The organism is Arthrobacter sp. TS-15 (assembly GCF_006964045.1).
In the GTDB taxonomy this organism is placed as follows: Bacteria; Actinomycetota; Actinomycetes; order Actinomycetales; family Micrococcaceae; genus Arthrobacter.
Genome location: NZ_SDXQ01000022.1, coordinates 51,833 through 72,098 on the forward strand (window position 1 = coordinate 51,833; position 20,266 = coordinate 72,098).

General features: G+C 62.3%; 18 protein-coding genes. 12 read left to right on the plus strand and 6 right to left on the minus strand.

Annotated features, from left to right (window positions below; all coding sequences use genetic code 11):
• Positions 1-163 precede the first annotated feature (163 nt).
• Entirely contained in the window at positions 164-1,060 is an 897-nt protein-coding gene (gene trhO, locus EU811_RS08530) for an oxygen-dependent tRNA uridine(34) hydroxylase TrhO (RefSeq protein ID WP_142938048.1), read from the plus strand.
• Between the two features lie 8 nt (positions 1,061-1,068).
• On the opposite strand, the gene EU811_RS08535 is transcribed toward trhO, so the two are convergent.
• Both EU811_RS08535 and EU811_RS08540 read right to left on the minus strand, forming a co-directional pair.
• Complete coding sequence (locus tag EU811_RS08535) at positions 1,069-1,599, minus strand: hypothetical protein (protein WP_142938049.1); 531 nt, start codon at positions 1,597-1,599, stop codon at positions 1,069-1,071.
• Between the two features lie 65 nt (positions 1,600-1,664).
• Positions 1,665-2,108 carry a hypothetical protein gene (locus EU811_RS08540; protein WP_223940853.1) on the minus strand — a complete coding sequence of 148 codons (444 nt, stop codon included), beginning with the start codon at positions 2,106-2,108 and terminating at the stop codon, positions 1,665-1,667.
• Positions 2,109-2,260: 152 nt separating this feature from the next.
• On the opposite strand from EU811_RS08540, the gene EU811_RS08545 reads away from it, so the two are divergent.
• The 7 genes from EU811_RS08545 (at position 2,261) to proC (ending at position 11,173) form a co-directional block, all read left to right on the plus strand.
• Positions 2,261-3,910 carry a DUF7059 domain-containing protein gene (locus tag EU811_RS08545; RefSeq protein ID WP_142938051.1) on the plus strand — a complete coding sequence of 550 codons (1,650 nt, stop codon included), beginning with the start codon at positions 2,261-2,263 and terminating at the stop codon, positions 3,908-3,910.
• On the plus strand, positions 3,907-4,614 hold the full coding sequence (locus EU811_RS08550; protein ID WP_142938052.1) for an ArsR/SmtB family transcription factor: 708 nt from the start codon (positions 3,907-3,909) through the stop codon (positions 4,612-4,614). Before EU811_RS08545 ends, EU811_RS08550 begins: the two co-directional genes overlap by 4 nt.
• A 123-nt stretch (positions 4,615-4,737) precedes the next feature.
• Positions 4,738-7,461 carry a type I DNA topoisomerase gene (gene topA, locus EU811_RS08555; protein WP_142938053.1) on the plus strand — a complete coding sequence of 908 codons (2,724 nt, stop codon included), beginning with the start codon at positions 4,738-4,740 and terminating at the stop codon, positions 7,459-7,461.
• Positions 7,462-7,527: 66 nt separating this feature from the next.
• A complete protein-coding gene (locus EU811_RS08560) occupies positions 7,528-7,962 on the plus strand; it encodes an SseB family protein (protein WP_142938054.1) in 435 nt (144 codons plus the stop codon).
• A gap of 89 nt (positions 7,963-8,051) precedes the next feature.
• The gene (locus EU811_RS08565) at positions 8,052-9,176 is read left to right on the plus strand and encodes a Ppx/GppA phosphatase family protein (RefSeq protein ID WP_142938055.1); all 1,125 of its coding nucleotides are present in this window, start codon (positions 8,052-8,054) and stop codon (positions 9,174-9,176) included.
• Position 9,177: 1 nt separating this feature from the next.
• A complete protein-coding gene (locus EU811_RS08570; protein WP_142938056.1) occupies positions 9,178-10,011 on the plus strand; it encodes a sugar phosphate isomerase/epimerase family protein in 834 nt (277 codons plus the stop codon).
• Between the two features lie 331 nt (positions 10,012-10,342).
• Entirely contained in the window at positions 10,343-11,173 is an 831-nt protein-coding gene (proC, locus tag EU811_RS08575) for a pyrroline-5-carboxylate reductase (RefSeq protein ID WP_142938057.1), read from the plus strand.
• 69 nt (positions 11,174-11,242) lie between these two features.
• Here the strand turns inward: proC and EU811_RS08580 are convergent, their stop codons facing one another.
• Together EU811_RS08580 and EU811_RS08585 are read right to left on the minus strand one after the other, a co-directional pair.
• Positions 11,243-11,881 carry a potassium channel family protein gene (locus tag EU811_RS08580; RefSeq protein WP_011775951.1) on the minus strand — a complete coding sequence of 213 codons (639 nt, stop codon included), beginning with the start codon at positions 11,879-11,881 and terminating at the stop codon, positions 11,243-11,245.
• 40 nt (positions 11,882-11,921) lie between these two features.
• The gene (locus EU811_RS08585; protein ID WP_142938058.1) at positions 11,922-13,355 is read right to left on the minus strand and encodes a TrkH family potassium uptake protein; all 1,434 of its coding nucleotides are present in this window, start codon (positions 13,353-13,355) and stop codon (positions 11,922-11,924) included.
• A gap of 102 nt (positions 13,356-13,457) precedes the next feature.
• Between EU811_RS08585 and EU811_RS08590 the strand changes: the two genes are divergently transcribed.
• From EU811_RS08590 to gdhA, 3 genes are all read left to right on the plus strand, one after another.
• Positions 13,458-14,684: an acetoin utilization protein AcuC gene (locus EU811_RS08590; protein WP_142938059.1), complete on the plus strand. Its 1,227-nt coding sequence runs from the start codon at positions 13,458-13,460 to the stop codon at positions 14,682-14,684.
• 79 nt (positions 14,685-14,763) lie between these two features.
• Entirely contained in the window at positions 14,764-15,378 is a 615-nt protein-coding gene (locus EU811_RS08595) for an ArsR/SmtB family transcription factor (protein ID WP_142938060.1), read from the plus strand.
• Positions 15,379-15,585: 207 nt separating this feature from the next.
• Entirely contained in the window at positions 15,586-16,923 is a 1,338-nt protein-coding gene (gdhA, locus tag EU811_RS08600; RefSeq protein ID WP_142938061.1) for an NADP-specific glutamate dehydrogenase, read from the plus strand.
• Between the two features lie 83 nt (positions 16,924-17,006).
• Here gdhA and EU811_RS08605 read toward each other — a convergent pair whose 3' ends face one another.
• Complete coding sequence (locus EU811_RS08605) at positions 17,007-18,338, minus strand: alpha-hydroxy acid oxidase (RefSeq protein WP_142938062.1); 1,332 nt, start codon at positions 18,336-18,338, stop codon at positions 17,007-17,009.
• Positions 18,339-18,428: 90 nt separating this feature from the next.
• Here EU811_RS08605 and EU811_RS08610 point away from each other — a divergent pair, with 90 nt between their 5' ends.
• Entirely contained in the window at positions 18,429-19,127 is a 699-nt protein-coding gene (locus tag EU811_RS08610; protein WP_142938063.1) for a FadR/GntR family transcriptional regulator, read from the plus strand.
• 16 nt (positions 19,128-19,143) lie between these two features.
• Here EU811_RS08610 and EU811_RS08615 read toward each other — a convergent pair whose 3' ends face one another.
• Entirely contained in the window at positions 19,144-20,175 is a 1,032-nt protein-coding gene (locus EU811_RS08615; RefSeq protein ID WP_142938064.1) for a LacI family DNA-binding transcriptional regulator, read from the minus strand.
• Positions 20,176-20,266: the final 91 nt, after the last annotated feature.

The following is a 20,266-nucleotide window of genomic DNA, read 5'->3' on the forward strand; positions in this document are numbered from 1 at the left end:
TATGCCAGCGCACCATGAAGCAACAGAGCCACGTCAGCCCGGGGATGGTTGCTTATGGAATTGTGACTTCCCGACCACGGTCCCTCAGGCAAACCTGCCCGGAACCCTGCTTGGAATCCGGCATGGGAGGCGAGGATTTTACTGCACCAAGTACCCTTTAATAGTGGCTCTGAACCGAATTGTGCTCTTCTATGGCTTTACTCCGATCGCCGACCCCGACGCCGTGCGTCTGTGGCAGCGTGCCCTCTGCGAAAAGCTGGGTCTCACCGGCAGGATCCTGATCTCAAAGGACGGCATCAACGCCACGGTGGGCGGCGAGCTCAACAACATGAAGCAGTATGTGAAGACCACCCGTGAATACAAGGGCTTTCATGGCATCGACTTCAAGTGGTCAGAGGGGGGCGCTGCAGATTTCCCGCGCCTCAGCGTCAAAGTGCGCGATGAGATCGTGTCGTTCGGTGCGCCCGGTGAGCTGAAGGTGGACGCCAACGGCGTGGTGGGCGGCGGAAAGCACCTCCAACCGGAGGAACTGCACGCATTGGTGGATGCCAAGAAGTCCAGTGGCGAAGACGTGGTGTTCTTTGACGGCCGCAACGCGTTCGAAGCCCAAATCGGCAAGTTCAAGGACGCAATCGTCCCGGACGTGGACACCACCCACGATTTCATCAAGGAACTCGATTCGGGCAAGTACGACTCCCTCAAGGACAAGCCCGTTGTCACCTATTGCACGGGCGGTATCCGCTGCGAAGTGCTGTCCAGCCTGATGGTCAACAGGGGCTTCAAAGAGGTGTACCAGCTGGATGGCGGGATTGTCCGCTACGGCGAGACCTTCAAGGATCAAGGACTGTGGGAGGGCTCTCTGTACGTCTTCGATAAGCGCATGCATGTCGAGTTCAGCGAGGAAGCCAAAACCATTGGTGAATGCGTCCGCTGTGCGGCTCCCACCAACAAGTTTGAGAACTGCTCAAACCTCAGCTGCCGTACTTTGACCCTTTACTGCGCGGAATGTGCCTCCAGCCCGGAAACACTCCGCTGCCCCGGCGGCTGCGAAGCCGCCTGACGGCCGGTTCAGAGGCGGCTCACCCGGTACGCGAAGTTGGAGTCCGATCTGGACCCCACCGTGATGGAGAGTACTGCGTCCTTTTCCAACTGGACTACGCTCACGCGGGCATTGGCGCACCCCAAGGTCAGATCCACCAGCTTGGCCTCGCCCAACGCGACGCTGAAGGTAACGCGGCGTGTTCCGCGGCATGCCAGCGTCACCGCGTACGTTCCGCCAGGCAGCTGCACAGTCTGCTCAGACTTGGACTCGCCGGGGTTGAGGTAGCCGCTGCTTGAGTAGAAGGACTGTCCCTGGGACTCAGGCAAAGCCATTTTGGCCCACTCTTCCAGTGCCTCGCCGGTGACTGTATCCTCCAGCGCGGGGTCGGGCGGAAGAACAACATTGCCGGCAGTGGATGTAGGGCTGGCATCCGGCCTGCCATCCTCGTCAAAGGTGTATTCGCAAGCCGTCAGACTGCTGCTCAGCGCAATAAGGATCACGACGGCGGCCCTCACCGGCCGTTGCGGCATCACCGAGCGAGCTGCCTTGCTGCCCATGGACTGACTTTACGCCCGTACAGCCGCAAGCCAAAGGCCTGCCGGGGGCGGGCATCGGCCAGGTCCTAGGCAGCAGCAGCGACCACGTGGTAGGCGAAGATCAGCGGGGCATCGACGCTACTTGTAGAGATGTTCAAAGTACCGGAAACGGGCATTTTGATCTTCACCACGTCAAGGCTGCCGTTGCAAGCGGCGGCCGCGTCTGCGATCTTGGTGCCGCCAGAGGAAACCGCAAAATAGGCTTTGCCGCCACCATCACACGCCATGGTAAGCGTGTAGCTTCCGGCCGGAACGTTGGGAGATTCCTTGACCAAGGGGTCACGGTTGAGGATTTTGCCGGAGTCCTCCAGCACTACGCCACTCGCCGCGGGGAGGACCTTTTCCTTCCAGGCAGGAACGTCGGCATCTTCGATATTAACCGGTGCCTGGCAGCCGCAGACTCCCAGCAGCGCCGCAGTGGTGATGGCAACAAGGCCCGCGCGGCGCCTTGTGGAGGAGAAGTTGAGCATGAATCCAACGCTACCGGGTTCCTGCAGGGAGCTTTGTCCACCCCTGCCCATTCCGCTTGGCCAGGTTCCCGATTGTCCACATAGGACCCGATTGTCCACATAGGACAGGTTCAGCATCCCAGGGCACGGCACGCCGCCCCTACACTTGCAAGGTGACTGACACAGCTTCCTCCTTTACCTCCGGCAACACTGACGATGCTCCCCGCAGCGACCAACCCCAACTGCTGTCGGCGCTCGCCGCGGACCTTCGTGCACTCTCCTACACAGTGGATGGTGTGGCTGAACTTCTGGGGACCTCCGCCTCTGAAGCACTCGGCAGGGACCAGCTCATCCCTGCTCTGCTGGCCAGCGAGCGGCACATGGACTCTCAGGACCCGGCCCTCCGATCGTCGGCAGTTGTCGTTCGCCTGTGGTTGTTGGCCGTTCCGCAGTCTGTGGCGGACATCGATTCCGCTCTCCCCGGCATCCGCACTCATGGACTTGCGGAACTGGGGCTCGTCACAGTGGATTCAGGGGTGGTCAAGGCCAAAGTGGACCTGCGCCCTTACGGCTGGGACGCCAATGCAGACGGCAGTGGCGGCGCGGAACTCTGGGTTGCCAGCGACCTCGCAGCCCACCAACAGCCGGGAGTGTTGAGGCATGATCATGTCCTGGGGATCGGGCGCGCCTCCACCACGCTGGTGCAGACCACAGTCAGGAAGCACATCAAACGAGCGCTGGACGTGGGCACCGGCTGCGGTATCCAAACGTTCCACTTGCTCCATCACTGCGACCATGTGACGGCCACGGACATTTCCGAGAGGGCACTCGCTTTCACACGCTTTAATCTTCTGTTGAACGCTGCGGAACTGGAGCTGGACCCCGAAAACCTGGAGGGCAGGGTGAGCCTGCGGCATGGGTCGCTTCTGGAACCGGTGGCAGGGGAACAGTTCGGCCTGGTGGTGTCCAATCCGCCCTTCGTCATCACTCCGCGAACGGGTGGTGAATCCTCCTCCGACCAGTTCACCTACCGCGACGGCGGGCTTCCGGGGGACGACATCGTGGCTTCCCTTGTACAGTCCCTGGCGGAGGTCCTGGAGCCCGGCGGCATAGCGCAGATGCTGGGCAACTGGGAGATAACCTCTGGTTCGGACTGGAAGGACCGGCCCCAGGCATGGCTTAGGAACTCAGGTTTGGACGTCTGGTTTATTCAACGGGAACAGGTTGGCCCTGAGCAGTACGCGGAGACGTGGCTTCAGGATGCTTCCCAGAACCGCGAGGACGGGCAATACCAGGACGCGTACGCGGCATATTTGGATGATTTTTCTTCCAGGGACGTTGAGGGAATCGGCTTCGGCATGATCTGGTTGCGTCGCCCGGCGCAAGCGCTCGGGGCCGTCATCAACCGCTTCGAGGAAATCACGTACCCGATCGAACAACCCATCGGTCCCCATCTCGGCGCCGCCGTGGAACGGGCTGACTGGGCTGCTGCACATTCAGTTTCCTTGGCGCACTTGGTGGTTGCCGAGGATGTCACGGAGGAAAGGCACCAACGTCCAGGGGCTGCCCATCCGGGGGTCATCCTGCTCCGGCAAGGGGCAGGGCTTCGGCGGACCAACCTGCTGAGCACCGAACTCGCCGGTTTCGTCTCCGCATGCGACGGCCAATTGTCCGTCCGGCAGATCACTTCGGCCTTGGTATCGCTCCTGGGCGGGGGCGAGGGCTTCGATGAAGAGGCTTTCCGCGAAGGACTCTTCCGCGACGTCACCAACCTGGTGTTGGACGGATTCCTCCTTCCGGACCCGGAGCAGGTGGGCGAATGATCCGGACTACGGCGCGCTCATCAAGTGCCGGACCTCCGGGAAGTGACCCTGACTACACTGATGAAGTGACTGTGAACAACGAAACATCCCAAGCGTCAGGAGACGTTCCTCGACGGAAACGTGCCGAGAAGACGGTTGTGATCACCGATCCCAAGGCCATCCGTGCTTTGGCGCATGCCGCCCGGCTGGAGGTCATCTCTGAGCTGTACGCCACACAGGTCAGCCACACAGCCACCGAACTCGCTGCCAGGACAGGCCTGACGCCCAGTGCAATGAGCTACCACCTCAGGGCTCTCCAAAAGTGGGGCATCGTGGCTCCGGCGGAAAATGCGGGCGACGCCAGGGAACGCCGCTGGAAGGCAGCGGGAACAGACTTCACCATCTCCGGAGGCAGCGTCGCCAGTCCTGAGATAGCCGTCGTGGACCTTGAGCTGGATGCCTTCCGACGCAGGGCTTCTGCATTCGCCAGGGCCCGCGGCGAACGCCGGCAGCGGGGGGAAACCGGGGAAGAACCGGCAGCGGTTGTTCTCTCCAGCAACTTGTTGTATCTGACCAACCCGCAGCGCAGGGAACTTTTGGACAGAATCCGCGCGGTTCTGCGGGAGTACGAACTTGAGGATCCCACTCAGATACCCGAAGGTGCCGAACGTGTGGCAACCTTGTGGTCAATGATCCCGGACGACCGCTTAGCGCCCGGTCAGTAACAGCCCGCCGGACCATCGAATGTCCGTCCTTGTTCCGCACCAGAACGCAGGATTCTGCAAACTATGGTGAACTAGGCCAATATGGGCACCAGCCCAATTACACATTTTTTCTGTAGGAGCACCGTGCCCAGCAAGGCAAAAACCGGCAAGAAACTCGTGATCGTGGAGTCTCCCGCCAAGAGCAAGACCATCGCCAAGTATCTTGGCGAGGGCTTCATCGTCGAGGCTTCGATCGGCCATATCCGGGACCTCCCGCAGCCATCTGACCTCCCTGCCGAACTGAAGAAGACCTCGCTGGGCAAGTTCGCAGTAGACGTCGAAAACGACTTCAAGCCGTACTACGTTGTTTCCCCGGACAAGAAGAAAAAGGTTGCCGAGCTCAAGGCCCAGCTGAAAGACGCTGACGCGCTCTACCTCGCAACCGATGGGGACCGCGAAGGCGAAGCCATCGCGTGGCACCTCCTGGAGGTCCTCAAGCCCAAGGTTCCCGTCTATCGCATGACGTTCGGTGAAATCACCAAGGAAGCCATCCACCGCGCCATGGACAACCTCCGTGACGTCGACACCGCTTTGGTGGATGCCCAGGAGACGCGTCGTATTCTTGACCGCCTCTACGGCTACGAGATCTCCCCCGTGTTGTGGCGCAAGGTGGCCCGCGGGCTCTCGGCTGGCCGTGTGCAGTCCGTGGTGACCCGCATGGTGGTGGACCGCGAACGTGAACGCATGGCCTTCCGCGCAGCGTCCTACTGGGATCTGACGGGCCAGTTCGGTTCGGACTCGGGTTCGTTCAAGGCAAAGCTTGCCGCCGTGGATGGTTCCAAGGTAGCCAGCGGCCGGGACTTCAATGACAACGGGCAGCTGACGTCCTCCAACGTGGTGCACCTCAACCAGGAACTTGCCACCTCTTTGGCTGCCGGACTGGAAAAAGCTGATTTCCGTGTCCGCTCCGTAGATACCAAGCCCTACACCCGCCGCCCTGCCGCGCCGTTCACCACCTCCACCCTGCAGCAGGAAGCCGGCCGTAAGCTCCGCTTCTCCTCCAAGAGCACCATGCAGGTTGCCCAGCGCCTGTATGAAAACGGCTACATCACCTATATGCGTACGGACTCATCCGCCTTGAGCGATGAAGCACTCACCGCAGCCCGCCGCCAGGCTTCCGAGCTGTATGGTCCTGAGTACGTTCCCCAGAGCCCCCGCGTTTACGCGAACAAGGCTGCCAACGCACAGGAAGCTCACGAGGCCATTCGTCCCGCGGGTGACTCGTTCCGTACGCCGGCGCAGGTTGCCAAGCAGCTGAGCGGTGACGAGTTCCGCCTGTACGAGCTCATCTGGAAGCGCACCGTGGCCTCCCAGATGGCTGATGCCAAGGGTTCCACTGCCACCATCCGCCTCGGCGCAGTGGCCGCTGACGGCCGCGACGCCGAATTCTCGGCTTCCGGTACGGTCATCACCTTCCCGGGCTTCCTTGCAGCCTATGAAGAGGGCAAGGACGAGAGCCGCGGGGACGATGATTCCGACGAAGCCCGTCGCCTGCCGAACGTTTCCAAGGATGATTCCCTTACGGCTTCGGAGATCGTGGCTGTCGGCCACGAAACGTCCCCGCCTCCGCGTTACACGGAAGCATCGCTAACCGCTGAGTTGGAAAAGCGTGGCATCGGCCGCCCGTCCACCTACGCGTCCACCATTTCCACCATCCAGGACCGTGGCTACGTCCGTAAGCAGGGCTCCGCTTTGGTTCCCAGCTGGATCGCGTTCTCTGTGATCCGCTTGCTGGAACAGCACTTCACGGATTATGTGGACTACGAGTTCACCGCAGACATGGAAGGGGATCTGGATAAGATCGCCAACGGCCAGGCTGTGGGCGCTGCCTGGCTCAAGCACTTCTACTACGGTGAAGATGCAGACCCCGGCCTGCTGAGCATCGTCAACAACCTTGGCGAAATCGATGCGCGCGAGATCAATTCCGTGCCGATCGCCGAGGGCATCACGCTGCGTGTGGGCAAATTCGGCCCGTACTTGGAAAGCTCCATCCCCACCCTTGATGCGAAGACCGGCGAAGTGGTTGAGTCCGCGCGGGCCAACGTCCCCGAAGAACTCGCTCCGGACGAACTCACGGCCGACAAAGCCAAAGAGCTCATGGAGACGGCGGCCCCCGAGGAACGGGTTCTGGGAACGGACCCGCACACCGGCCACACCATCGTTGCCAAGAACGGCCGCTATGGCGCGTACGTCACTGAGATCATCCCGGAGATGACCGAGGAACAACTAGCCAACCAACCGGTGGAGTATTACAAGAACGGCAAGCCCAAGCCTCCCAAGAAGCCGGTGAAAGCCAAGCCGCGTACGGGTTCCCTGTTCAAGTCCATGACCGTGGATACGGTCACCTTGGATGAAGCGCTTGCCCTGATGAGCCTGCCCCGGGTCCTCGGTGAGGACGCGGACGGCAACCCCATCACGGTGCAGAATGGCAGATTCGGTCCGTACCTGAAGAAGGGCACGGACTCCCGCTCCATAGGTTCGGAAGAGGAGATCTTCACGATCACCCTGGAACAGGCCCTGGAGATCTACTCGCAGCCCAAGCAGCGTGGCGCCCGCGCGGCCGTCCCGCCGCTGGCTGAGTTTGGTCCGGACCCCGTGTCCGAGAAGAACATTGTGGTGAAGGAAGGCCGTTTCGGCCCTTACATCACTGACGGCGTCACCAACATCACCGTCCCGCGCTCAACCTCACTTGAGGAGTTGACTCGGGAACAAGCCGTTGAGCTGTTGGCGGAAAAGCGTGCCAAGGGACCGGTCAAGCGGACCACCACCCGCAAGGCGCCGGCCAAGAGGGCAACAGCCAAAAAGTAGCTTGAATGACGGCCGGGGCAGCACTCACGAATTGCGTCCCGGCCGGCATCGTGGTCGAGTAGAACCATGACTGAACAGACCGTTTCACCGGATAGTGAACCCTTGAACGACCTCGAGGCCAAGCTGGCCTCGGCCGAACAGCCGGACGCTAACCCGGTGGACGTCATCCTCGCTTTCCTGAACAACGAGGTTTACCTCGTCAGCTCGGAAGCTGTGGACGGCCCGGACTCATCGGTGGAGCCCTTGGTGCTCTCGAACGCCGACGGCCAGCCTGTTTTGGCCGTCTTCAGCCACCCGAGCCGCGTCGATGACCGCTTCCTCGAGGCAGCCCCGCACGTTCTGGGCACCATGGGCTCTGCCATCCTGGGCAACATCGGGGACGAACTGGGCATGGTCATCAACCCCGGGAGCGAATTCGGCTTCGAAATCGATCCCGAGGGCATTGCCAACATTCGCCGCGACTTCAAGCGCGCCGACGAAGCCGGGGAGCCCGCCGAATAGGGCCCGCCCAAGCTGTCGGGAACCAATCGACCGGCGAAACGTCTTGGCTAAGTTGCTTCGCAGGCTTCGAATCGGTGAATAATGGCAGAATGCGTCTTGGCGTTCTCGACATCGGGTCCAACACCGTCCACCTACTGCTGGTGGACGCTCACCCTGGCGCGCGTCCGGTAGCTTTCGCTTCCCACAAGCGCCCGCTTTCTCTGGTGCAGTACCTCGACGGTGACGGCAACATCAACGACGCCGGACAGCACGAGCTCATTGAATTCGTCCTGGAGGCCTGGGAGTTCGCGGCCAGGCATAAGGCCGAGGACCTCCTTGCGTTCTGTACCTCGGCCATTCGGGAAGCAACCAATGGCCCCGAGGTTCTGGCCCGGGTCAAGCACGAAACCACGGTGACCCTCCAGGAACTTACGGGCAGCGAAGAAGCCTCCATGACGTTCTTCGCCGTACGCCGTTGGTACGGATGGGGCGCAGGTCCCATTCTTGACCTGGACATCGGGGGCGGCTCGTTCGAAATGGCGTATGGAACGGACGAACTTCCTGAGCACGCCACGTCAGTTCCCCTTGGTGCCAGCCGTTTGACGCGGGACTGGCTCCACGACGATCCGCCTACTGCCAAGAGCGTCAAGGAACTGCGCCGGTATATCCGGTCCACGTTGAAGCCCGTGGTCCGGGACTTCCACGAGCTGGGCCGGGCCAACTTGGTGGCTGGCACGTCCAAAACGTTCCGGTCGTTGGCGCGCATCGCCGGTGCAGCCCCCAGCGGGGCAGGACCGTACGTTAAGCGCGAACTCCACGCAGCAGATCTGGGACTGTGGGCGCAACGGATTTCGGCCATGACAGTGGAGGACCGGTTGTACCTTCCCGGCGTTTCCGACGCCCGTGCCCGCCAATTACTGGCGGGAGCCTTGGTGGCTGAAGCGGCGCTGGAACTCTTCGAATTCCCCAAGATGGAAATTTGCCCCTGGGCCCTCCGCGAGGGCCTGATCCTGCGCCGCCTGGACCAGTTGGTCTTTGAGGAAGCATTGGACCCGGCGCCGCACGTGGGGAAGCGTAAGAAGGATAAGTCAAAGAAGAAGGCAGCAAAGGAAGCCGGCAAGGCTCCTGAAAAAGATGAAGAACCCCACCCGGGGTTCAAAGAATTCCCGGTCCCTGTCAACACACCGTCCCCAACACCGGTCCCAGCCCCTGTGGCAGGCGGGCTGGCCTCCTGAGATGAGCAACGACGTCGAACCTGAAGTGAATGCCCGCCAAATCCCCGTGGCGCTGTCCAGCGCGTCCGTGTATCCCCTGAGCGTCCATGACGCCTTCGCCGTGGCGCAGGATCTGGGCTACGAGGGCGTTGAGGTGATGGTCACCAACAATGCGGTGAGCCAGAACCCCGATGCCCTGATCCAGCTGAGCCACCGGTACCACCAGGAGATCGTCTCCATCCACGCGCCTACTTTGCTGTTGACGCAGCAGGTTTGGGGCACGGCGTGGAACAAGATCGAAAAGTCCTGCCAAATGGCCGCGGATGTCGGCTGCGACACCGTGGTGGTTCACCCGCCGTTCCGGTGGCAGTCCAATTACGCGGAGAACTTCGTAGAAGGCGTGCGTGAAATCGCTGCGAGGTACCGCGTTCGGATCGCCGTGGAGAACATGTACCCGTGGCGGGTCCGTGGGCGTGAGGCGGTGGCCTACCTACCGCACTGGGACCCGTTGGGCCAGGATTACGACGACGTCACGTGGGACTTCTCGCACGCTGCCACTGCCGGGGCCAACAGTTTGGAAGCCATCAAAGCGCTCGGGAACAAGCTCCGGCACGTCCATCTCACCGATGGCTCGGGTTCGGGCAAGGACGAGCATCTGGTGCCTGGCACTGGAACGCAACAATGCGCCGATGCCTTGCAGCACCTGGCCGCCACCGGTTTTGACGGCGTAGTAGTAGCGGAGATTTCCACCCGCAAGGCCAAGGTTGCGGGGGAACGTGAGGAAATGCTGGCTGAAACGTTGCGTTTCGCCCGGCAGCACCTCAGCGTGCCGTCGCTGCGCAGCGTAGACAAGTAGCCGGCGTCGAAGCGCTTGTTCGCCTGTCCCGCCGTTAATTGGTGTGCCAGGCGAACAAGCGTGGGTTTTGTGCCGCCCGCGCTCGTTAAAGCCGCCCGCGCTCGTTAAAAGCGAAAGCACCGGCGGCCGAATCGGGAAATGGGGGAAAACCCGCCCGGCCACCGGTGCTGCTGGCGGACATCCCCATGCCCGCCTTCATCACTCGCACCCTCAATGAGGTAACTACTAAGTTACGGACCAAGCATGAGTGCTGCCTGCAATAACCTTGGGAGCAAGCTGGGAATCCGGCATTCGTTAGACCCCGTCCACGGCCAACTGCAATGATGGAGCCATGAGCAACCGAATCGCATTCCTTGGCTGTGGATCCATGAACGAGGCAATTCTGGGAGGCCTTGTCGCCGCCGGGACGGACCCTTCGGACATCGTCGCTACCGTGCGCCGTGCAGAACGCGCCGATGAATTGGCCCAGCGCCACGGGGTCATGGCCATTGCAGGCGAGGAAGAGCCGGACAACAACAAGCTGGCCACCAAGGGCTCGGGCATGGTCATCTTGGGCGTCAAGCCGGTGGGCATCCTTGACCTGGCCCGGGAGATCGGCCCCGCGCTGGCGAAGGACACGATCGTTGTCAGCGTCGCGGCTGCCGTCTCCATCGAACAGCTTGAAGCGGCATTGCCGGATGGGCAGCCGGTGATCCGCACCATGCCCAACACCCCCGCACGGCTGGGTCGTGGGGTCATCTCCGTCTCCCCAGGTACCCATTGCACATCTGAGCAGCTCGAAAGGGCCAAGACGGCGTTCGCCGGGGCGGGAACAGTGGTGGAGATTCCTGAAGAGCAAGTGGATGCGCTCTCTGCTATCAGCGGCTCCGGGCCGGCCTACGCTTTCTACCTGGCCGAGGCCATGGCTGCTGCCGGCGTGGAACTTGGCCTGGACCAGGAACTGTCCGTGATGCTCGCCCGTGAAACGGTGGCAGGCGCGGGTTTCATGTTGGCTGAGCCGGGAGCGGACCCCACACAGCTGAGGGTCGCCGTCACCAGCCCCAACGGCACCACCGAGCGCGCCATTGCGGCCTTCGACGACGGCGGCATCCCCAAGATCATCGCTGACGGTGCACGCGCGGCAGCGGCCCGTGCAGCTGAAATCACCAAGCAGCTCGGCTGATTTTTTGTACAGATAACGCCCCTAAAAGAGCGTCTAAAGGGCGTTAGCTGTACAAAAACTCCAGCTGGATTATGGCCGTGCTGCGAAGCGCTCCAGCAAGTCCACGTGTCCGGACACGATCAACATGTCGTGGCCGGACACCTTGGTTTCCGGGCGGGCGTAGGTGAAGTCCTCGCCCGGGGTTTTTACACCTACGATCGTCACGCCGTACTTCGAGCGGACTTTGGATTCTTCCAAGGTGAAGCCCACGGTCTCCTTGGGCGGGTACATCTTGACGATTGCGTAGTCGTCGTCAAACTCGATGAAGTCCAGCATGCGGCCGGACACCAGGTGTGCTGCACGGACACCGGCGTCGGCCTCCGGGTAGATCACGTGGTTGGCGCCGATCCGGGTGAGGATCTTGCCGTGCGAGGGCGTGATGGCCTTGACCCACAGGTGTTGAATGCCCAGGTCCACCAAGTTCACGGTGATGAGCACCGAGGACTCGATGGACGTACCAACACCCACCACCGCCGAACTGAATTCCTGGGCGCCCAACTGGCGCAGCGCATCGATGTTGGTGGCGTCGGCTTCCACCACGTGAGTGAGGACAGGGGCCCACTTCTGGACGAGGGTGCGGTCACGCTCAATAGCCAGGACTTCACGGCCCTGCTTGACCAGTTGCTCTGCGGTGGCGGAGCCGAAACGGCCGAGGCCAATGACCAGCACTGGTGAGTTGTGGGCGGGGCGGTTTGCTGCCCCTGTGCTACTAGCCAATGATTGGCCTCTCTTCCGGGTAGTGGTACAGCTGGCTGCGTTGGCGAAGGGCCAACCCGGCCGCCAGGGTTACGGTGCCTACGCGTCCTGCGAACATGAGGGCGGTCAGGACATAAACGCCCGACGGCGGCAGCTCGGCACTGAGGTTAGTGCTCAGTCCCACGGTGGCGAAGGCGGAAATGGATTCGAAGAGCACCCTGTCCAGGGAGGCGCCGCTGATGGAGAGCAACAGGAAAGCGGCAACTGAGACCAGGGTGGCTCCGGCCACGATTACGGAGATCGCGACGCGCATGGTTCCTTGGGGAATGGTGCGTCCGTAGACCTTGACGTCGGCGTCGCCGCGCGCTTCAGCCATGATGGCCAGGAACATCACCGCGATGGTTGTCACCTTGATGCCGCCTGCGGTGGACGCGGATCCGCCACCGGCAAACATGAGGGCATCGGTGAGGAGCATGGTGGTGGACTCCATGTGGTTTTGATCCACCAGGTTGAAGCCGCCGGAACGGGTCATCACGGAGGCGAACAAGGAATGGATCACTTTGTCGCCCATGCTCATATGGCCGATGGTCCGTACGTTGTCCCACTCCATCAACGCCCACAGGACCGTGCCTGCCGCGAGCAGGATGAAGGAGACCTGGATGGTGAGCTTGGTGTGGAGGTTCCACTTCTTCCAGTTGAGCCCGTTCTGCTGCAGCACCATCACCACAGGGAAGCCAAGGCTGCCGAGGAAGACGCCCAGCATCAGCGGAATGAGGATCCAGAGATCTGTCTCGTAAGGGACGATGCCATCGGAGTGCGGCGTGAATCCAGCGTTGTTGAACGCGGAAATCGAGTAAAAAACGCCGTGCCACACCGATTGCCAGAAGCTCTCGCCAAGCACCATGAAACGGGGGATCAGCACGATGGCCAGAACGGCCTCAATCACCACTGACGTTACGATGACGATCCGGAGCAGGGTACCCACCTCGCCGAGCCTGCCCGCGTTGTTCATGGCTTCCTGGGCGATGAGCTTGCCGCGCACGCCCAGCCGTTTGCTGACCATGAGGGCAAGCAGTGAGGCCAGCGTCAGGGTGCCGAGGCCACCGACGAAGATGCCGATCAGGATGACCAGCTGACCGAAGAAGGTCCAGTGAGTGGCGGTTGAAACTACAGTGAGCCCGGTGACGCAGACAGCGGAAACCGCCGTGAACATGGACTGGTGCAGAGGCGTGACCGTGCCGGCCGCTGAAGCGGCGGGCAAGGACAACAACCCGGTGAAAACCAGGATCACCACGGCAAAGACGGTCAACGCCAAACGCGCGGGCGAGGTGTTGGCAATGTTGTCGACGAAGTCGCGCACGCGCGTGAAGATCCAGAGACCTTCCCGCTCCTGCTGGTTGGGTTGCCAGTTGGTCGGGCTCGTGGACCGCGACTGGCTTTGAGACATGGCGCTCTTCCTCGGTTGAACAAGCTTTCCTGAGTAGTAAACCACTATTCCCGCGGCGTAACCGGGCGGAAGGGTACTCCGGGCTCAGGTAGCCTGTTCTGGATGAACTCAAGGCTTGGAACAACAGCTTCCAGCATTACGCGCTCCGCACTGCCAACGACGGTGGTGTGGGATGCAGCCATGACTGCCTACAACTTTGGTCCGGGTCATCCCATGGCGCCGCAGCGGCTTGAGCTGACAGCGCGGCTCGCCGAATCACTGGGCCTGTTCAACCACAACCATGTGGCCGTTCAGGCACCCAAGGTGGCCACCGACGTCGAACTTTTTTCTGTCCATAGCCGCGAATATGTGGAGGCTGTACGCCGGGTCAGTGCTGATCCCCTCGCTCCTGAGGAGGATCGCGGACTGGGAACGGAGGACGATCCCGCGTTCGCCGGCATGCACGAGGCCAGTGCCCGCCTCGCGGGCGGTTCACTGGTAGCGGCTGAGGCCATCCTTAGCGGCCAGGCCGTGCGCGCTGTGAACTTCAGCGGCGGAATGCACCACGCAGCGCGCGAGCGGGCCAGTGGCTTTTGTGTTTACAACGACGTCGCGCTGGCCATCCAACGGCTGCTCGACGGCGGCGTGCAGCGGGTGGTGAGCATCGACGTCGACGCCCACCACGGCGACGGCACGCAGAGCATTTTCTGGAACGACCCCCGCGTGATGACCATCAGCCTGCACGAAACCGGGCTCACCCTTTTCCCCGGGACCGGCTTTGCCAATGAAACCGGAGGCCCAAATGCCCCTGGGACAGCGGTCAACGTGGCACTTCCCGCCTTCACCGGCGACGCTGCCTGGCTCCGGGCTTTCCATGCGGTGGTGCCCCAGCTTGTTGGGGCGTTCCAACCAGAAGTCATCGTCAGCCAGCACGGCTGCGATTCCCACCGGGACGACCCCCTGACGCACCTCAACCTCAGCGTTGATGGGCAGCGTGAGGCGGCCTCCGCCGTCGCCGGACTTGCCGCCCGCTATTGCGACAACCGCTGGATCGCTACCGGCGGGGGCGGCTACGACGTCACCGGTGTTGTGCCCCGATCCTGGAGCCATCTGATCGGCATGGTGACCCAACGGCCGGTGCCGCTGAAAACACCCGTGCCGGAAGCGTGGCGGAATTACGTGAAGGAAACGTACGGCGTGTGGGCTCCGGAGTCGATGGGCGATGACGTGGACGTCTGGTGGCGCTCCTGGGAAGTTGGGTACGATCCCGCGGATGAGGTTGACCGGACCGTTATTGCCACGCGCAAGGAGATCTTCCCCCTCTACGGCCTGGATCCCTGGTTCGACTGAGCGGTGCCGGTCTGGCTAGGGCCTGTAGCGCCCCGAAACAGGGATGCCAATTGGCGTATATGTCGCTAGGGTGTAAGGCATGGTGACTGACGACGTATTTGCCGTCATAGCTGAGGCAACCAGGCGCGACATCCTGGTCTCCCTCCGCTCTGGGGATAAAGCTGTAGGCGAATTGGTGGAAGAACTGGCTGCGAGCCAGCCCACCATTTCCAAGCATTTGAAAGTGCTCCGTGAGGCAGATCTCGTCAGCATGCGCGCGCAGGGCCAGAAGCGTTTCTATGCCCTGAATCCCAAGCCGCTGGCCGGCGTCGCCAGCTGGCTGGAAACGTTCGACGTCGGCACCCCGGCGCCCGCCGTCGTCGCACCTTCGGAGGTGCCGGCCGCAGCTGTGCCGGCCGCAGCAGTGCCGGCCGTAGCGGTGCCGGCCTCTGAGCCTTCCGCCGAGCCGGCAGCCGCTGAGCCTTCAGCCGTTGGTGCCCCCGCTCCGGAGGTCCCGCCTACCCGAGCGGACGCCGTAGGCCAAGCTGTCAAGGTTCACGCGAGCGGAACGCCGGTCACGTTGGATCCGTCCTCGGACGATACTGTGCCCCAACAGATCGGCCGAACCGTTGGCCGCGCTGCCACTAAGGCCGCTGATCTTTTGGCGAATCTTCCGAACCTGCCCAACCTTCCCAAGTTCGGCCGTAAGCGATAGTTGAACCCGACTTAACGTGATACTTATCACATTGTGAGTTTTTGTTAATCTAATGTTTCCTTGAGTTTTCAACGATTTTCTACAGTTGTGTTAACTCCGCGATCCGGGTCACATTGCCTCCGGGTGGAGATCCCACCTCCCTCGGTGCAACCATGAGCGGGACTGATCGTCTCGCCGCTGGCCGGCCCACTGAGGATAGGAAGACGCATGGATTCAAGGCTCGAAGCTGTCCGCGACACTGTGTTGGCGCGGAACCCGGGGGAGAAGGAATTCCACCAGGCCGTCACTGAGGTCTTTGAAAGCCTCGGCCCTGTGCACGATCGTCACCCTGAGTTCCTTGAAGGTGCCGTTCTGGAACGCCTGTGCGAACCGGAGCGCCAGATCATCTTCCGTGTGCCCTGGACCGATGATGCCGGCCGCGTCCACGTAAACCGCGGGTTCCGTGTGGAGTTCAACTCCGCCCTCGGCCCGTACAAGGGTGGGCTCCGGTTCCATCCCTCGGTGTACCTGGGAATTGTGAAGTTCCTCGGCTTCGAGCAGATTTTCAAGAACGCGCTCACCGGCATGCCCATCGGCGGTGGCAAGGGTGGCTCGGACTTCGATCCCCGCGGGCGTTCCGACGCTGAGATCATGCGGTTCTGCCAGTCCTTCATGACCGAGCTGTACCGTCACATCGGCGAGTACACCGACGTCCCGGCCGGCGATATCGGTGTGGGTGGGCGCGAAATCGGCTACCTCTTCGGCCAGTACAAGCGCATCACCAACCGCTATGAATCCGGCGTCCTCACGGGCAAAGGCATCTCATGGGGCGGTTCCCTGGTGCGTCCCGAAGCCACCGGCTACGGTACGGTGATTTTCGCCCAGGAGATGCTCAAAACCCGTGGACAGTCCTTCGACGGACAGCGCGTTGTGGTGTCTGGCTCGGGCAATGTGGCCATCCATGCAATCGCCAAGGCGCAATCCCTTGGTGCCAATGTGGTGGCGTGTTCGGACTCCGCTGGCTACATCGTGGACGAAGCCGGGATCGACGTCGCGCTTCTAAGCCAGATCAAGGAAGTGGAGCGTGGTCGCCTCACGGACTACGCCGCACGCCGGCCGGGCGCCAGTCATGTTGCCGGTGGTTCTGTGTGGGACGTGAACGGCACCGTGGCCTTGCCCTGCGCAACGCAGAACGAACTCGACGGCGACGCTGCGGCCAAGTTGGTGAGCAACGGACTGATCGCCGTGGCTGAGGGTGCCAACATGCCGTCCACACGTTCTGCCGTCTCCGTGTTCCAGGACGCCGGGATCCTGTTCGGTCCGGGCAAGGCAGCCAATGCCGGTGGTGTGGCTACATCTGCCTTGGAAATGCAGCAGAATGCCAGCCGTGACTCCTGGTCCTTTGAGCACACGGAGCAGCGGCTCACGGAGATCATGGTGGGCATCCATGATCGCTGCGCCCAAACCGCGGACGAATACGGTGCGCCCGGAAACTATGTGGTGGGCGCCAACATCGGTGGCTTCGTCAAGGTAGCCGACGCGATGCTCGCCCAAGGTCTGATCTAACACTTTTACCCAACTGGGTAGCAGCAGAGCGCGTCTTGAGCCCCCCTCAAAACGCGCTCTGCTGCTACTTACATGGGTGACGGTCAGCGCTGGAGTAGCCGCACGTGGTCCGGGTTCAGGTCCGCCACCTTGCTGACGCCCAGCAGCGCCATGGTGCGGGTCATGTCCTTCTCCAGGATCTGGATGGTGCGGTCCACGCCCTCACGTCCACCGGCCATCAGGCCGTAGAGGTAGGCGCGGCCGATCAGTGCGAAGTCGGCGCCCAGTGCCAGGGCTGCCACAATGTCTGCTCCGCTCATGATGCCCGTATCCAGCATGACCGCGGCCTTGCTGTTGTCCGCCTTCAGGGCTGCGGTAACGTCCGGGAGCAGGTGGAACGGAATGGGGGCGCGGTCCAGTTGGCGTCCGCCGTGGTTGGACAGGATGATGCCGTCGGCACCGTGATCCACAACCTTGCGGGCGTCCTCCACGGTCTGAATGCCCTTGACCACCAGCTTGCCCTTCCACGTTTCGCGGAGCCAGTCCAGGTCCTCGTAGGTCAGGGTGGGGTCGAACATGGAGTTGATGAGGTCAGCAACGGTGCCCGTGTACCGGGAGAGCGAGGCGAATGTCAGTGGCTCGTGGGTGAGGAAGTTGAACCACCAGGCCGGGCGGTACGAGGCGTCCAGCACGGTCTTGATGGTCAGTGCCGGCGGGATGGTCATGCCGTTGCGGACATCGCGGAGACGGGCGCCGGCAACGGCGGTGTCCGCGGTGACCATGAGGGTGTCATTGCCGGCCTTGGCGGCGCGCTCGATCAGTTCCAGGGAACGGGCGCGGTCCGTCCACAGGTACAACTGGAACCAGTTCCGGCCGTTGGGGGCAGCGGTGGCCACGTCTTCAATGGACGCCGTGCCCATGGTGGACAGGGTGTATGGAATTCCGGCGGCTTCTGCTGCCTGGGAGCCTGCATATTCGCCTTCGGACTGCATCATGCGCGTGAACCCCGTGGGTGCGATGCCGAACGGAAGGCGTGATTCTTTGCCCAGGATGTCCGTACGGAGATCAATCTTCGAGACGTCGCGGAGGATGCCGGGCCGGAACTCTATGTCCTGGAACGCCTGGCGTGCACGGCGGAGAGTGATTTCTTCTTCGGCAGCACCGTCGGTGTAATCGAAAGGCGCTTGCGGTGTCCGGCGCTTGGCGATCTCGCGCAGTTCCCAGATGGTGCTGGCACGCTTCAGGCGGGCGGTCTTGCTGAACTCGGGCTTCTTGAACTGCATCAACGGCGCCAGATCGGAGACCTTGGGAACGCGGCGCTTCAGTGCCGGTGGAAGCGCGACGGCGGGTCGCGGCTGTGCGGGACGGGTCACGGTTTCGTCGCTACCGGCATTGGCTGGCGCAGCCGTGATCTTGGGGTCGAGGGTGTCGGTCATGCGGTTCTCCCTTGAATTCTGTGGTCCTACCACTGTGGTCTAACCACACTGTAATCCATGTGGTTGGACCACATCAACTAGTATTCCGGTATGCGTACCCACGAGTTGGTCCTGCAATGGATCGAGAAGCAGCTGTCTGACGGAGACCTCGCCCTGGGGGGACGGCTGCCGGGTGAGCGCGCCATGGCCGAACAACTGCAGGTTTCCCGGACCTCGGTGCGAGAAGCTGTCAGGATCCTTGAGGCAATGGGCGTGGTCCGTGCCGGTGTGGGGTCGGGTAAGGACGCCGGCACGGTGGTGATCGCCGAGCCGGGGTCGGCTCTGGGGTCCACGCTAAGGCTTCATGTTGCTACGCGCCATCTCCCGGTAGCGGACATTGTGGAGACCCGCGTCCTGCTTGAATCCTGGGCTGCGGAACGGGCTAAGGTGGGCGTGCCGGAGCTGGAGGAAGCTGCGGCGCTCCTGGATCAGATGGATACGGCGCCTGACATCGACACTTTTCTGGCCCTTGATGCCCGGTTCCATGTGGCCTTGGCTCAGGCCGCGGGAAACTCGGTGGTCAGTGCGATGATGGCCTCGCTCCGGGGTGCGATTGAGAACTATGCAAGTGAGCTCACGGGACACCTCCCGGACTGGGACACAACCTGCGCAAGGCTTCGCTCCGAACACCGTGCCATCCTCGCCGCCGTGAACATTCACGACGGCGGCAAGGCGGCTGAGCTTGTTGCGGCGCACATCCAGGGCTTCTACAAAGAGGCGGGAGTGGGCTCCAACCCATCGCCGAAGTAGAGTGCCCCGCGTTGTTTTAGGGGGCGGGCGTAAGGGCGGGGGCGGCCGTGCTCTTGCGGATCTCCACCCGGGGTGAGAACTCATCCTGCGCCTGGGTGGCAGTTTCGCCCGCCTGTTGTATCTGTTCGCGCATCCTTCGCCAGGCCAGGCTTCCGAGCTCGTTGATGGGCACAGCTGCCGTGGTCAACGGGGGTGTGGTGTATTTGGCGAACGGGATGTCATCGAAGCCGGTCACGGAAATGTCCTCCGGCACGCGCACTCCGCGCTCGTGCAGGCCACTGAGTAGCCCCATGGCCACCAGGTCGTTGAAGGCCAGGATTCCGGTGGCGCCGCTGGCGATGATGGCCTCGGTGGATTCGTGGCCGGAGTCGAAGTTGGAGCCACCATAGAGCATCTGCAGCTCGATTTCCGGGTGTTCTGTCCGGAATTGGTCCAGGCCAACAAGGCGTTGGCGGTTGGATGCGCTGTGCTCCGGGCCGGAGAGGAACACCAGGCGGCGGTGCCCGAGTGATACCAGGTGGTGGGCCAGTTCCTGGATGCCTTGCCCGTAGTCCACGCTCAGGCTCGGCGTGTTGGTGGCAATGGTGGTGCGGTTGATCAGCACCAGCGGGTGCAGGGTAGGCGCCAGCTCCTCCAGTTCGGCATCGCTCATGCGGGGAGCGCAGAGCACCACGCCATCGCAGCGGCGTCGGGCCTCGCCCGCAAGGATGGCTTCTTCGCTGGTAACTTCCGAGGAATCAGCAATGAGGACGCGGTACCCGTCCTGGGCCGCGGCGATGCTGAGTCCACGGAGGATTGCCTGGAACGTGGGGTTGGCCAGGTCCGGAACTACGATCCCAATGGTGTCTGTCTTTCCGAGGGCCAGGCTGCGCCCCACCGGATTGGGCTGGTACTTCAATTCAACAGCGGCGGCCCTAACCCGTGCGGCAATGCCGGGGTCCACGGCGGCGTTACCGTTCATGACGCGTGACACGGTGGCGTGCGAGACGCCCGCCTTCTCTGCGACATCGGCAATGCCAACGCGCCTGTTGGTGTTCCTGCGTGCCATGTGGCCCCTTCCCATTGGTCGCCTCCCGCATGCTCCGTCGTTGGAGCAGTGGTTGACGTGACCACCAGAGTCTTGATACAAAGCTTATAAC

What these genes read in the sequence shown, in the direction of transcription:
- EU811_RS08535 (WP_142938049.1), bottom strand. Translation starts at nt 1,599, where the DNA reads ATGGGCAGCAAGGCAGCTCGCTCGGTGATGCCGCAACGGCCGGTGAGG.
- EU811_RS08540 (WP_223940853.1), bottom strand. Translation starts at nt 2,108, where the DNA reads ATGCTCAACTTCTCCTCCACAAGGCGCCGCGCGGGCCTTGTTGCCATC.
- EU811_RS08550 (WP_142938052.1), top strand. Translation starts at nt 3,907, where the DNA reads ATGATCCGGACTACGGCGCGCTCATCAAGTGCCGGACCTCCGGGAAGT.
- EU811_RS08560 (WP_142938054.1), top strand. Translation starts at nt 7,528, where the DNA reads ATGACTGAACAGACCGTTTCACCGGATAGTGAACCCTTGAACGACCTC.
- EU811_RS08565 (WP_142938055.1), top strand. Translation starts at nt 8,052, where the DNA reads ATGCGTCTTGGCGTTCTCGACATCGGGTCCAACACCGTCCACCTACTG.
- EU811_RS08570 (WP_142938056.1), top strand. Translation starts at nt 9,178, where the DNA reads ATGAGCAACGACGTCGAACCTGAAGTGAATGCCCGCCAAATCCCCGTG.
- proC (WP_142938057.1), top strand. Translation starts at nt 10,343, where the DNA reads ATGAGCAACCGAATCGCATTCCTTGGCTGTGGATCCATGAACGAGGCA.
- EU811_RS08585 (WP_142938058.1), bottom strand. Translation starts at nt 13,355, where the DNA reads ATGTCTCAAAGCCAGTCGCGGTCCACGAGCCCGACCAACTGGCAACCC.
- EU811_RS08590 (WP_142938059.1), top strand. Translation starts at nt 13,458, where the DNA reads ATGAACTCAAGGCTTGGAACAACAGCTTCCAGCATTACGCGCTCCGCA.
- EU811_RS08595 (WP_142938060.1), top strand. Translation starts at nt 14,764, where the DNA reads ATGGTGACTGACGACGTATTTGCCGTCATAGCTGAGGCAACCAGGCGC.
- gdhA (WP_142938061.1), top strand. Translation starts at nt 15,586, where the DNA reads ATGGATTCAAGGCTCGAAGCTGTCCGCGACACTGTGTTGGCGCGGAAC.
- EU811_RS08605 (WP_142938062.1), bottom strand. Translation starts at nt 18,338, where the DNA reads ATGACCGACACCCTCGACCCCAAGATCACGGCTGCGCCAGCCAATGCC.
- EU811_RS08610 (WP_142938063.1), top strand. Translation starts at nt 18,429, where the DNA reads ATGCGTACCCACGAGTTGGTCCTGCAATGGATCGAGAAGCAGCTGTCT.
- EU811_RS08615 (WP_142938064.1), bottom strand. Translation starts at nt 20,175, where the DNA reads ATGGCACGCAGGAACACCAACAGGCGCGTTGGCATTGCCGATGTCGCA.